The sequence below is a fragment of the Streptomyces sp. FXJ1.172 genome, from assembly GCF_001636945.3.
Classification (GTDB): Bacteria; Actinomycetota; Actinomycetes; order Streptomycetales; family Streptomycetaceae; genus Streptomyces.
In genome coordinates this window covers 140980-154100 of sequence record NZ_CP119133.2, presented here as the reverse complement: position 1 = coordinate 154100, position 13121 = coordinate 140980, and the positions used below count along the sequence as shown (strand labels likewise).

Sequence of the window (13121 nt, the reverse complement as noted above, 5' to 3'; positions counted from 1 at the left end):
TCGCGCTCACTTGCCTCGCGCTCACTTGCCGGGATGCGAGAGGGCCAGCTGATCCTTGACCCAGGGGTCGAACGCGGCCAGCCGGTGGGCGGCCGAAGGGTAGAAGGCTGCCAGTTGGCCGGCGATCCAGGGATCCGCGGGCTGCCGGGGCGTGTTGTGGCTTTCGACGGCGGCCGTGGTGCTGGTCAGGACCGGGTAATGCTGTGCCGCCGCGGGAGTGGCCGCCATCGCCGAGCTGCCGGCCAGGACAACGCCTCCGGCGATCGCGGCACACACGCCTGCGTTCGCGATTCGTCGCGTCACCTTCATGCTCATCTCCTCCTCACTCAGCCCCCTCGTGCGTTCGGCGTGCGGCGCGGGCCGCACGCCGATGCGGAACAATTTGTTCCGGTTGGTGCGTCTGCCCCCGCCCGGTCCTCTCATGCCTGTCCGCCGGTGGCGTGGTGGCAAAGAGAGTGTCGTGCTGGCCGGCCATCGGTCAGGCGGCACCTTTCTTATCCGGGGTGTGCATGGCTAGTGGATGTCGGGGAAAGCGCGCGGTCGTCGGCCCGAGGCAGGCCGGCAACGTGCAGCGATGGGGAGGGGTGCATCATGATGACGATGACCGCGGCGAAGACGGACACGGACGCAGTCGGTCTGCCTCAGGTCGCAGATCCCTCCCAGGTGGCACCGAAGGGCGCCCGGGAGCTGTCGCGGCTGTTCTTCGAGCCGCCCGCCGCGTGGCGTGGTGGCGGTCTGCTGCGGCCGCTACGGATCAGGGACAGGTCGCCCGAAAGGATTGTCGCTGGCCGCGGGATTTCTGCCTCGTGCAGTCGTCGTACGGTCAGCGCTGAGCACCCCGCCGGGAGGCAGACGGCGGGATGAGGTGGGGGAGAGGACGGCGTCTGCGTGATTGCGGATGAGGAATGGCGTGCCTACGCGGTGTGCCGTGGCATTGCCCCGGACGAGCTGTTCGTCGAAGGCGCGGCCCAAAACCGTGCGAAGACTGTCTGCAGCGGCTGCCCGGTGCGCACCGAATGCCTGGCCTTCGCCCTTGACCGCCGTATCGAGCACGGCATCTGGGGAGGCATGACGGAACGTGAGCGCCGTGCCCTGCTGGGTCGACGGCCCACCGTCACGTCATGGCGCGGTCTGCTCGAGGCGGCCCGCGCCGAGCACACACGGCGCGAACGCTCGAGTGCCAGCGGTTGAACGACTGGGCCATGGCCACCGGGTAGGCATCGCCACCCGCTATGACTGCAAGACCGCAACCATCTACCTGGCCGGACTCCACATCGCGGGCATCTTCCTTTGGTCCGCGAGGCGATCCAAACGAAAGTCCCCAGATGGGGTTCATCCCTGCCTCCTTGACTGCGGCCGCACTGGCCGTGAGAGACCGAGGTGGACCTTGCGCACCCCGTCGGAGAAGTGCGCCCGGCTCGTCGGCGGGCGAGGGCAGTCCTGCCGCACGGGTCACGCTCTCGGCGAGGTCGTCGAAGTGCGCCGCGCGCAGCGGCCAGGGCTCGTGCTCGACGGGCGTCTCCCACAAAGCGCCCGCCCTGTGCGTGAACGTCCGCTACCGGTGGCCGGGCGGACGATCACTCCGCGACTCCTGCCTACGGCCAGCACAAGCACCCTGAGAACCGGTCGCACCAGCCTTTTGGCCCGCATCGCAAGTTCGCGGAGGCTCCATGTCTGGCATCGCCGTTCCTAGGGCGCGGTCGGCTCAGGCGGGTTATGCGGCCCGCCGACGGGGGGCGACGGGCCGCTCACATGCGGGCCCACTGACGGGGGACAGCGGGCCTCTCATGTGCTCTGAATTATGTATTGGGTGATCAACCTGGGGTTGTTTCATAGGGTTCGGTTGAGTAACGATGTCGCGGGCTGGCGCGCGGTGACGAGGTATTGGTGTGTGCCGCACCGGCCAGTGGTGCCATTCGCCGTGGCCTTCTTCTCCGGATGACCAGCCTGGCCGTGGCGGTCCGTCGCAGGTACTCCAAAGCGATCAGGGCAAGTTTCTGAAACCGCTCTGAGGTATCGAATTGGCTGCGTGTCACAGGACAAAGCCGGTCTTTGTGGTGCGCTGTGGGTACGGTCGCGACCGTGTCCACTGCGAAGAAGTCCGCCCGGCGATCCCTGCTGGTCACCTCGGTCGTGCTGCCGTTCCTGGCCGCGACGGCGCCCCCCGTCCTGGCGGTCTTTTGGCCCTCGGCGAGTCCGACGGCTACGCCCCCGGCCCGCATGTCGACCGTGGGCGGGGAGAGGCTGGGCCGGCCCGGCACCCAGGTGAACCTGGCCCTGGGTGTGCCCGTACTGCCCAAGGAGCTTACGGCGCGTTCCTGGATCGTCACGGATGCCGGATCAGGCGAGGTGCTCGCCGCGCACAACGCGCACTGGCGGCTGCCTCCCGCCAGCACTCTGAAGATGCTGTTCGCGGACACCCTGCTGCCCCGCTTCCGCAAGGACACCCGGCATAAGGTCCAACCGTCCGACCTGGCCGGCATGGGCGTCGGGTCCAGCGTGGTCGGGATGAAGGCGGGGCACATCTACACCGTTCACGACCTGTGGCTCGGGGTCTTCTTGCGTTCGGGCAGTGACGCCGTGCACACGCTGGCGCACATGAACGGCGGGGTCCGGTCGACCGTCGAGGAGATGCAGGCTCACGCCGACGAGCTGCAAGCGCGTGACACGCACGTGGTGTCGCCCGATGGCTATGACGAGCCGGGCCAGGTGTCGTCGGCGTACGACCTGACGCTCATCGCCGGGTCCGGGCTGCACAAGAAGGACTTCCGCGATTACTGCTCGACAGTCAGCGCCCCGTTCGGATCCGGCGTGATCCGCAACACCAACCGGCTGCTGAGTGGGGACATCGACGTGGCCGCCTACCCAGGCATCGCGGGCGTGAAGAACGGCGACACCACCGAGGCGGGAGCCACCTTCACCGGAGTCGCACAGCGGGGCGGCAGGATGCTGCTTGTCACCGTGATGCACCCGGAAAAGCGCGCGCACAACGAGGTGTACAAGGAGGCCGCCAAGCTCTTTGACTGGGGCTTCGAGGCGGACGGCAAGGTGAACCCGGTGGGCGAGTTGGTGGCCCCGAAGAGCGCTTTGCGTAGCAGTACGCCGTCCCAGCCGGGCGCCGCCAGCCGTTCGGGATCGGGAAGCCTGAGCACTGCCGCGGTCATCGTGGGTGGGACGCTAGTGATGCTGGGGCTTGCCGCGTTCCTGATCAGGCGCCGGTGGTAGCGCGGCTACATCTTCCACGGCACCGTCACCGTGGCCTCGATCCGACTCTGGCTCCGCCCGTGATCTCCGCCGGATCTAGGACTTGTCCGGCCGATCATGTCCGGAGCCAGATGACCAGGGCTGCCGCTGTGGTGGTGCCGAGGTAGACGTAGCCGCGCTTGTCGTAGCGGGTGGCGACTACGCGGGACTGTTTGACCCGGTTGATGGTCCGCTCAACGATGTTGCGTTTCTTGTAGCGGTCTTCGTCGAAGCCGGGTAGCCGTCCGCCCCGTGAGCCTTTGCGTAGGCGGGCGGCCCGGCTGTCGGTCTTCTCCGGGATGGTGTGCCGGATACCCCGTCGGCGTAGGTACTCGCGGCAGGGCCCGTTGCTGTATGCCCTGTCCGCTGCCAGGCTGTCCGGCTTCTTGCGGGGCCTGCCCGGCCCCACCCGCGGGACACGGATCTTCTCAAGCACGGGCTTGAACTGGGTGAAGTCCGCCCGCTGGCCCGGTGTGAGGACCAGGGACAACGGACGGCAGCGGCCGTCCGCGCTCAGGTGGATCTTGCTGGTGAACCCGCCCCGCGAACGGCCCAGGCCCTCACCTCCGGCACCGCCTCCTCTGGGCGGCCGACGAGGCTCTGCCACGGCGTCTCGTGTGCCGTATCGCCGACTCTGCACCCGGCATCGAGTACCGACGATGCTGGAGGAAGGTCCAGCTTGCGGGACGCGACGAGTTCCATGCTGCCGACACCCGGTTCCGGCCAGTCATCGCGGACACCAGCGGTGAGGGCCTGGCGCTGTTCTGAGTGAACGGGCGAGCTACGACACCAAGCTCAGCCCACTGCCGCCCGTGGCCGGTTCGCAGTCCGCCCGGATGCCCACGAAGCCTGCTGCTTCCTTCACCAACGTCAGAGGAAGCCCACACTTCAGTCGTCTCCGGGACCCGCCGCGGCCCCGGGGGTGTGGACCGGCGGCCTGAGCAGCGGTGGGCTGTAGGTGCGGGCCCGCGCTGGCGGTGTTCGGCTGTTGCCGGTGCTGTGCCGTTGTCTGTTTCTTGTTGCGCCGTTCTTTCGGGCTGGGTGGTTATGGGGGTGTTTCGCTGGGGTTCGTGTCCTGTCGGGGTTCGTCGTCGCGCTGTTGTGGGGTCTGGTGGTTGGGGTTGGTTGGCCGCTGTTGCGGGGTGAGGGATCGGGCTGCGTCGCACTCGATGCAGGCTGTTGTGCGGGGTTGACGGAGCGCGGCAAGGGCCTGTTCCCGGGTGAGTGTCCGGTCGCTGGGGGTGCAGCCGATGACGTGGAGGAGTGTGGCGCCCGGGTGTCCGGGGCGGTGGGGGAGGTACTGGAGTGTCCATGCGGGCGGGCATTCTTGGGACGGGGTGTCTGTTTGGGACAGACGGTGGGTCGGGACGTGTTCGTAGGAGACACCGGGTACCGGGCGTGCGTGTGCGGGGCTCACCCAGACTCGCTGCTCGGCGGGTTCGGCGGAGCCGTTTGTACCGTTCTGCCACACCAGGATTCCTACCTGGTAGAGCCAGCCGTCGTTCACCTGTCGGCGGGCGTGCAGCCGTCCGCGGATTTCCTGGGCGTCGGGGAGTATGACGAAGATCGGAGCCCCTTGGGGTGACGTTATGGTCACGAGCGGTGGTCTTGGAGTTCGAGCAGCGCTGCGAGGGCTGTGGCGGGGTCAGGGTCGCTTTGGCCGATGGGCCACCAGGCGCCGTCCTCTTTCGCGTAGGGGTACCAGCGGCCGTCGCGGCCGTAGCGTAGTTGGCGGTCGCGGCCGACGACGGTGAAGCGGTTGCGCCAGGCGCGCAGTGGGGGAGGGCGTCCGTCCGCCCAGTCCTCGGCGAGCGAGGCTCGGGCGCGGGTGAGTACGGATGGGTCCGGGGTCCAGGGGTCCTCCAGGACCGCGAGTGCGGCTGTGCCGCCGTAACTCCAGGCCCGTACCGCCTGGGCGAGTTCGATCGGCGGGCGGCCGGTGCTCTTGGCGATCCGGGCGAAGACTGCTGTCTGTGGGTGCTCGGCGGCGATGCGCACAGCGTCCTGCCACTGCGTCAGGTCAGGTGGATTGGGTGGTGTGTCGTTCGCCAGCGCGGCGGCGAGTTGGCGACGGGCGCGCTCGGCTGCGTCGGCGGCCAGGGTGTGAAGCGCCTCGGGGTCGATGCCTGGTTCGGCGGGGCGGGAGGCCTCGAAGACGGGCGGGTGCCCGGTGCGTTCGGGCAGGGGAGGCGGTCCGGGCAGCGGTGGCAGGTCGGCGCGCGCTGCGAAGGCCTCTCGGGCCGGTGTACCTGTGGGTGGGGCGGGAGTGCGCGGGGACGGAACCGACGCTGAAGCCGAGGCCGAGGCTGCCGTCTGCGATGCCGCGCGGGCGGCGTTGCGGCGGGCGAGTTCGTCCAGCAGCTGCTGTTCGCCGCGGCCGCGCATCAACATCAGCACGAAGGGGTCTTCGTCCAGCAGGCGTGCGACCTGGTAACACAGCGCGGCGCCGTGCTTGCACGGATAGCCCCAGTCGGGGCAGGAGCAGGACGGCTCCAGATCGTTGGCGGACGGTAGCAGCCGTACGCCGGCCTTCAGCGCGTCCTTGACCAGCTCGGTGGGCATGTCGCGGTCCAGCAGTGCGGCGATGTGCCCGGCGCGTGCCGCCACCGCGTGAAGGAGCCGGTCCCATGCTGCGTCGCTGAGGACGGGGATTGCCAATGACACCCGGTAGGGGCGCGGCCTGCTGCCCTGCACCGGGGCGCTGATCCGGCCCGGGGCCACGGTCATCTCGCCCACGGATCCGCGCCGCGCGTAGGTGCGACCGCGGGTGAGGCGGCCGGAATCGAGTGAGCACTCCTCCAGCGCCGACACCCATGCCTGGCCCCACCAGGTGGAGGCGAAACCGCCCCGGCGGCCGGGAGCCGGCGGGAAGGGAGGGAAAGTGCGGGCGGGCTGATCCTGGGCCCGCTGCTGGGGCTTCGTCGGGCGCGGGCTCACGTGCGGCTTCCCTTCGTGGTGCGCTGACGGTCTGTGCTCCAAGGCGTGGTGTTGTGGCGCATCGTTACCAGTTCGGCCAGTTCGGCGTCGGAGAGTTCGGTGAGTGCCCCCTCGCCATGGCTCAGCACGGCGTCCGCGAGCCCCTTCTTCTGCTGGAGCATCTGCGCGATCCGGTCCTCGACCGTCCCCTCCGCGATCAGGCGGTGCACCTGCACCGGCTGCCTCTGGCCGATGCGGTACGCGCGGTCGGTGGCCTGGTCTTCGACCGCCGGGTTCCACCAGCGGTCGAAGTGGATGACGTGGCCGGCGCGGGTCAGGTTGAGGCCGGTGCCGGCGGCCTTGAGGGAGAGCAGGAAGACCTGCCGTTCGCCGCGCTGGAAGCGGTCGACCATCTCCTCGCGCTGCTTCACCGGCGTCTGGCCGTGCAGGAACTGCGCCGCGATGCCACGGTCTGCGAGATGCTGCTGAAGCAGGCGGCCCATCTCGACGTACTGGGTGAAGACGAGTACCGAGCCGTCCTCGGCCACGATCGCATCCAGCAGCTCGTCGAGCAGTTCCAGTTTGCCGGAGCGGCCGGCGAGCTTGGTGTTCTTCTCCTTCAGGTACTGCGCCGGGTGGTTGCAGACCTGCTTGAGGCCGGTGAGCAGCTTCATCACCAGGCCGCGCCGGGCCATTCCGTCCGCCTCGCCGATCGCCGCCAGCGACTCGCGCACCAGCGCCTCGTACAGGGACGCCTGCTCCTTCGTCAGCGAGACAGGCTGGTCGGTCTCGGTCTTGGGCGGTAGCTCGGGGGCAATGCCAGGGTCGGACTTGCGGCGGCGCAGGAGGAAGGGACCAACCAGGCGGGCGAGACGGTGAGCACTGTCCTGGTCGCCGTCGGCCTCGACCGCGCGGGCGTAGCGGTCGCGGAAGGCGGTGAGCGTGCCGAGCAGGCCGGGTGTCGTCCAGTCGAGCAGGGCCCACAGCTCGGAGAGGTTGTTCTCCACCGGGGTGCCGGTCAGCGCGATGCGCCCGCTGGCGGGGACGGTGCGCAGCGCCCGCGCGGTGTCGGAGTACGGGTTCTTGACGTGCTGCGCCTCGTCCGCGACGAGCAGGCCCCACGGCACAGCGGTGTCGGCCAGGAGCGCCGCGTCGCGGCGCAGTGTGCCGTACGTGGTGAGGACGAAGGCGTTCGGTGTGAGGTCGTCCAGGGTGCGGCCCGGGCCGTGGAAGCGGCGTACGGGGATGCCGGGTGCGAAGCGCTGCACTTCGCGCTCCCAGTTGCCGAGCAGGGACGTCGGACAGACCACCAGGGTGGGGCCGTGGGCCGATCGCTCGTGACGGCGCAGGTGGAGGGAGATCAAGGTGATCGTCTTGCCGAGGCCCATGTCATCGGCGAGACAGCAGCCCAGGCCGAGGGAGATCATCCGATCCAGCCAGGCAAGTCCCCGCAGCTGGTAGCCGCGCAGGGTGGCTGCGAGCATCGCGGGCTGGCCGGTAGTGGCCGATGCGGCGTCCTGGCCCGCCTCCGGCTCGGCGATCCGCGCGCGCAACTGCTCCAGGGCGCCGCCCGCGGTGACCGGTACGGACGTGCCGTCGATCTCCACCTCGCCGGTCAGCGCCGCGCCCAGGGCGTCGATCGCGGTGAGCTCCCGGCCGCGCTGTTTGCGGACCTTGCGGACCAGCGCCTGGTCGACCACCACCCACTGGTCGCGCAGCCGCACCACCGGGCGGTGCGCCTCGATGAGGCGGTCCATCTCCTCCTCGGTCAGCGACTGCCCGCCCAGCGCCAACTGCCAGCGGAATTCAAGGAGCTGCCCGGAGGAGAGGAAGGTCTCGAGGTCCGAGGGCGTCTTTTTGCGCCGGGGCGGCTCCAGCAGGCCGGTCGCGGTCAGCTCCTTCGTCAGGCCCTTTGGCAGGTGGACCTGGATTCCGGCGGCGGCCAGCCGCTCCGCAGCCTCGCCGAGCAGTTCCACCAGCTCGTCGTCGGCGAGCTGCAGCACATCGGGCGCGGCCGAGGAGAGCAGGCGCGACAGCGGCGGCCATGCCTTCGCGCCACGGCGCAGCGCCAGCAGCGCGTCGATACGGGTACGGGCGCCGAACTGCTCCTGAGCGGCTGCAGCCCCGGCCCACAGCTCGGCCGCATCTGCCACCAGGGTGGGGTCGGCGAGGCTGTGCAGCTGCACCACGGCCCGGAACCTTGGCCCGGCGCCGCCGCTGTCGCCGAAGTCTCCGCCGTCCCACGCGTCGCTGTCTGCCTCCAGACGCAGGGAGACGCGCACGCCCGCGTCCATCCCGGCGGCCACCTCGGCCGCCCACTCTCGCTGCTCGGGGATAGACACCGGCATCCGAACAGCGAAGGCCGGACCGGCCATCAGATGGCGCGCTGCCGGGGAGCGCGGCAGGCCGTCCGCGACCGCATCCAAAAAGGCCCGCAGCAGCGGCTCGGCGGCGGGCAGCGCCACGGGCGACGAGCCCGGCAGCGGTACCGCGCGCGCCTCCGGCGGCATCGCCGCCGCGAGGTCGCGTATCCGGCGCACGTCGTCGCCGTCCAGCGGACCGAGCCGCCAGGCGTCGAACCCGGCGGGGCTCAGCCCCGGCAGCAGCCGCCCCCGCGCAGCAAGCTGAAGCGCGATCAGGGCCCCTGCTCCCCACCACGCGGCGGAAACGGAGGCGTTGCCGCTTGACACCATGGCGCGAGCGCGGGTCAGTACGGGAACCGCCTGCGCGACCGGCAGCAGCACCGCGCTCACCCTCCGCCGCCGGATCCCGTTCCCGTGCGGCCGCACGACGGTGAACTCCCCCGGCTCCACACCGCAGTCGGGCAGCTCGCCGCCGTCCGCCCGCCAGAACGCCACACGGCCTTCCCGGGCCGGATCTCCGGGCAGGAAGACGGCTTCGCATGCGCTGAGCGCGACTGAGGCAGTCGGCACAACCGCTCCCGGGTTCCTCTGCTCGGCAGGCTCATCCACTTCGACGACCTGGAGGATACGCGCCATGACCGGATGCCCTTCGAACCGGGGTGCGGGTATGCGCTGAAGCGACACCGTCACGCCTTGTCACCGCGCATCCACAAGCTGTACGGCAGAATGCTATCGAGTCGTGACGGGTGCTCGCGGCCCGGGCAAAGGACGTATGAGCGTGCGTGCACCCAGTCCTTGAGCGGCTCGATGCCCAGCGTGACGCCGACCGGCGCAGCGGACGACGACCTTGCACGCGTCGCAGTCGATGGGCAGGGACACGAGGATGCCGGCCTCGGTGGAGGCGCGGTGCTTGTCGAGTCCGTCGCACTGCTCAGACCCACGCCGCACGAGATCACCGCGCCGGCCCCGGGTGCCTTGCGGGGGTAGCCACTCGCATTGCATTTTGCCGGTGCGCAGCCCCCCAGGGCCGCCGGCGCCTCCGGTGGTGCGCACTCGACTGGCCGGCGGACACCTGTGGTCGGGCCGACCATGAGGGCCGACCGCGGCAGTTGAAGGGGCTGTTGCCGGATCGCGGCCGATGGTCGGGGCTCGGGGCCGTCAGCGTGCTCGGGGCCGGCGGGTGAGCTGGCGGCATGGAACCCCGCGCACGCCTGTGCACCCAGGGCAGCACACCGGCCCCGCCTCGGCGGACCCGGTGTGCTGCCCTGGCCACTGCGCGCGGCCCGGCTCGGGGCATGTCGGTGAGCCGCTTCGGGGGCAGGCGTGCGACGGGACGTGACGCCCGGCTGTCCTGCAAGGCGAAGGGGGCCTTCGGGCAGGTCAGCACGCACCCGGAACGCGCGAGTGGTCGAGCCCCCCCAACTCCTGCGATCCGCTCCAGCAGGTCCACTACTGCACGCCAGTCCGCACCACCCGGTGCAGGATCCCGTTGCATCTCGTCTTTGGAGGAGACACGCGCGCTAGCGCTACGCCGCCCGATAACCGTCAGCTGGTCTGGCGGATCGAGGCGCCGACGAGGATGCCATCGGCCACGGTGTAGTCGCCGGCATACGTCTTGAGCGCGCCGTCGGTCTGGGTGGCATACAGGACGGCGTGGACGCGCAAGGCTCCGAAGTCGCTGATGGTGCCCAGGGTGATGCTCTGGGTGGTGGCGAACCCGGCCACCCACCGGTTGTAGGTCGTCCCGGCGATGTTCGAGCCGCCGAGCGCCCAAGCGGCCGAATAGTCGTGATCGGTGATGTCCTGGTAGTACTGCGAGACCACCGCCGAGGCGTTGCTCAGATGCGGCCGAGGAGCCGCTGGGGGCGCCGACTTGGGCACGACGGCCGTCGTGGTCGGCGTCGCGGACGTCGGCGTAGGACTGGCGGTTGGAGGCGTCGGGGTGGGCGACACCGAGGCCGGCACGGTGCGCGTCACGGTAACGGCCGGTGCTGCCCGGGAAGCGGTTCTTGCGGAGCAGGCGGCGAGAGGCAGGACAGCGAGCAGAACGACAGCCGAGACGATACGGCGCACGGGCCCCCCTTTGGCGGTGCGGAAGCTGCTGCGCACACCGTGGCACGCAGCGGTTGCCGGTGTTGGTAGAACCCGAAGAAGCCGGGACCCCTCGGCAAGCCTGGCAAGTGCAGGTACGGGCCGCCCCCGATGCCCGGCACAGGGATTGCCGCACCCGCTGCCGCACCGATTGCGAGTCTGTACGGTCTTCGGTGCAACTCCCGGACCACGGCACAGATTGCGCCCCCGGGGCGGCGGCTCGCGACAACGCACGACACGGCAAGAGCAGGCAGGAAGAAGCCGTAGTGGAACACGGTGATCCTCCCACGGTGCTGCCCGACATCGTCCGGCTGTTGGCACGCAGCGGGGACCTCAAGAGCGAGCTGGTGGCCTTCGCGCACAGTCCGCGTCTTCGCCCGGCGGCTGGATGCCCGGCTCGAGGAGGCAGTGAGCGTTTTCAGCGTTGCCTCTCCAGGGTGAGGACGGCTTTGGTGATGACGGTCATGCGGTTGGGGCTGATCCGGGATCTGCGGAAGATCTGCCAGGACTTCAGCCGTGTCATGCCGCGTTCGGCTGGTGCTCTCGCCGCGGACAGGGCCCGGTTGACGGTGCGCTGGGTGAGGGTGAGTTCACCACCCGGTGGCCGTTTGAGTCCGGTCGCAACCCAGGGGCCGGCACCTTGGTAGGCGCGGTCGGCGAGGATCGGGACGCCCTGGCGTTCGCAGATCCGGATGATGCGGTGGGTGCGGGCTGCGGTCAGGTCGTGGGTGCGGCCCGGCAGCGCGGGTGAGATCCACAGGACCTCACCGGCGGGGTCGGTGACGACCTGGACGTTCACGCCGTGCCGACGGTGCTTTGCCGAGTAGTCGGCTCGGCTGTCACCGACGCGGTCGCACTCGGCAAGGGTCCCGTCCAGCAGGACGAACTCCGGATCATGCTCGCGCAGAGTCTTGAGCAGGCCCGGGGCCCGCTCGGCGAGCAGGACGGTCACGGCGGTGACATACGCGTGGGCGGTGGCGACGGATATCCCGAAGCCGGATGCGAGCCGGGTAAGGGTGTCGTGGCGGCGTAGGTACACCAGAGCGACGAGCGCCCGTTGGTGCGGCGGGAGTTTGCACCGTCGGTCACCCTCACGGCTGACGATGAGCATCGTGACCCACTCGACGAGGGCATGCGGGAGGTCGAGTGCGGCAGGATAGGGAACCAACAGGGCTCCTGTGCCGATGGGTTGAGACTTCGAACACCTCCCCCAACGGCACGGGGGCTTTGTGCGTTGCGGCCCTCACCTCGGCCTCACCGGCGTCACCCAATCAGTAGCCAGGCTGAAAACGCTCACTGCCAAGTACGATGACACTGGCCCGGCGACGGTGCGCTCGGGCACAGCCAGCGTGGTCCCACTGACACTCACCACTGCGGACCATCACGAGGTTCAGCTGGCAGCTGTACACGTGAGCGGCCCGGACGCGGCATTCGTAGCCAGCGTCCTCGTGCCAACCCGAGCAGCTCCTGGCCTGGCGATAATTGACGACGGACATCGGAACACGGTCACTCTCAACATCGTCAAGGACTGAAGCACGAAGCCGACCGGTGCTATGCATGCCATGGGCTGCAATCGCAGGAGCCGCTCGCAGCAGAAGCGCTGACGGCAACGACGGCACAGGCAGGCCCTTGGCCACCGCCGTCGGGTGTCGCCCACGGCCCCCGACGACCCGTCAGCGGAGTCGACAGCGCCGCGGCTGGCACCTGGCCGCACCCGCCCGGCGCGCCGAGAGCGCCTGACTCAGCCCTGGTCGGTTGCGGCACTGGCCCGAGGCCGCCCAGAGGCGGGCACGGACGAGTTCACCTGGCGCCGCAGACGAGCAGCCTGGTCTCGGAGAGCGGCCATCTGCCGGTGTCGAGGTGACTGCTGACGGCGGGCCGGCGGATGCTGTTCGCGACGGAGGGCTGCAGCCCGGCCGCTGAGGTCAGTTGGGGATTCCGGTGGCCCCCACACCGCCGTTGTACATATCGGCCACCACGATGTAGAGGCGCATGCCAGGACCGTCGTAGACGTCGCCCTGGTTACCGGCGGGTGAAAAAGTAGGCCCGTAGGCCCACCGGCCGGCGTTGGCGTCCCAGATCCCGAATTCACAACCGCCGTTAGTGTCGATCGTCGGGTCCACGTACATGTGGTCGTGGCCGCCTTCAACCCTGGTGAACTCCAAGGCCTGGCAATTCGAATCGGCGGTCACATAGTCGTTGGACACACTGGCACTGGCGGAGCCCGGTGCAGCGAACACCGCTGCGGACGTAACGAGCGCCAGCGCACCAACTCGGATAAGACCCTTGCGCGTCATTTTCTGCTCCTTCTGGCCCGCGGCTCCAAGAGCCGCAGGACTGCAAGAACTCTTGGTCCTGGTCCATCGCCTTGCGCGCCGACGCCGTCGTGCAGGGCGGTGAACATCGGCTTCCCGTTGGGCAGGTGCGCCAACCGGAGCACTTGACCGGCTGTCAGTCGCTTCCAGCTATCCGATGGTGGTCCTCGGGCTCTGGACGTCACCGTAGTAG

At 69.6% G+C, this 13121-nt stretch carries 11 protein-coding genes; 2 read left to right on the top strand and 9 right to left on the bottom strand.

All coding sequences use genetic code 11. The features are described from left to right. Window positions 1–21: 21 nt before the first annotated feature. Window positions 22–315, bottom strand: coding sequence for a hypothetical protein (locus A6P39_RS00805; RefSeq protein WP_067039984.1), 294 nt, complete (start codon window positions 313–315; stop codon window positions 22–24). 573 nt (window positions 316–888) lie between these two features. Between A6P39_RS00805 and A6P39_RS00800 the strand changes: the two genes are divergently transcribed. Next, window positions 889–1191, top strand: a complete 303-nt coding sequence (locus A6P39_RS00800; protein WP_067039972.1) for a WhiB family transcriptional regulator — start codon at window positions 889–891, stop codon at window positions 1189–1191. Here the strand turns inward: A6P39_RS00800 and A6P39_RS00795 are convergent. Then, entirely contained in the window at window positions 1115–1528 is a 414-nt protein-coding gene (locus A6P39_RS00795) for a hypothetical protein (protein ID WP_331454064.1), read from the bottom strand. The genes A6P39_RS00800 and A6P39_RS00795 overlap by 77 nt on opposite strands. A 554-nt stretch (window positions 1529–2082) precedes the next feature. On the opposite strand from A6P39_RS00795, the gene A6P39_RS00790 reads away from it, so the two are divergent. Further along, window positions 2083–3225 (top strand): D-alanyl-D-alanine carboxypeptidase family protein, encoded by a 1143-nt coding sequence (locus A6P39_RS00790; protein ID WP_067039987.1) that lies wholly within the window; start codon window positions 2083–2085, stop codon window positions 3223–3225. A gap of 94 nt (window positions 3226–3319) precedes the next feature. Here A6P39_RS00790 and A6P39_RS00785 read toward each other — a convergent pair whose 3' ends face one another. The 7 genes from A6P39_RS00785 to A6P39_RS00760 form a co-directional block, all read right to left on the bottom strand. Beyond that, window positions 3320–3850 carry an IS5 family transposase gene (locus A6P39_RS00785; protein WP_159395946.1) on the bottom strand — a complete coding sequence of 177 codons (531 nt, stop codon included), beginning with the start codon at window positions 3848–3850 and terminating at the stop codon, window positions 3320–3322. A gap of 438 nt (window positions 3851–4288) precedes the next feature. Beyond that, complete coding sequence (locus tag A6P39_RS45265) at window positions 4289–4660, bottom strand: DUF6233 domain-containing protein (protein WP_443053045.1); 372 nt, start codon at window positions 4658–4660, stop codon at window positions 4289–4291. A gap of 176 nt (window positions 4661–4836) precedes the next feature. Then, window positions 4837–6180 (bottom strand): SWIM zinc finger family protein, encoded by a 1344-nt coding sequence (locus A6P39_RS00780; RefSeq protein WP_067039975.1) that lies wholly within the window; start codon window positions 6178–6180, stop codon window positions 4837–4839. Beyond that, window positions 6177–9158 (bottom strand): DEAD/DEAH box helicase, encoded by a 2982-nt coding sequence (locus A6P39_RS00775; protein ID WP_079133152.1) that lies wholly within the window; start codon window positions 9156–9158, stop codon window positions 6177–6179. The genes A6P39_RS00780 and A6P39_RS00775 overlap by 4 nt, the downstream gene beginning before the upstream one ends. 909 nt (window positions 9159–10067) lie before the next feature. Next, window positions 10068–10403: a hypothetical protein gene (locus A6P39_RS00770; RefSeq protein WP_159395947.1), complete on the bottom strand. Its 336-nt coding sequence runs from the start codon at window positions 10401–10403 to the stop codon at window positions 10068–10070. Between the two features lie 628 nt (window positions 10404–11031). Further along, window positions 11032–11781, bottom strand: a complete 750-nt coding sequence (locus tag A6P39_RS00765; RefSeq protein ID WP_067045886.1) for a transposase family protein — start codon at window positions 11779–11781, stop codon at window positions 11032–11034. A gap of 757 nt (window positions 11782–12538) precedes the next feature. Continuing rightward, the gene (locus A6P39_RS00760) at window positions 12539–12910 is read right to left on the bottom strand and encodes a hypothetical protein (protein ID WP_067045896.1); all 372 of its coding nucleotides are present in this window, start codon (window positions 12908–12910) and stop codon (window positions 12539–12541) included. Between the last annotated feature and the right edge of the window lie 211 nt (window positions 12911–13121).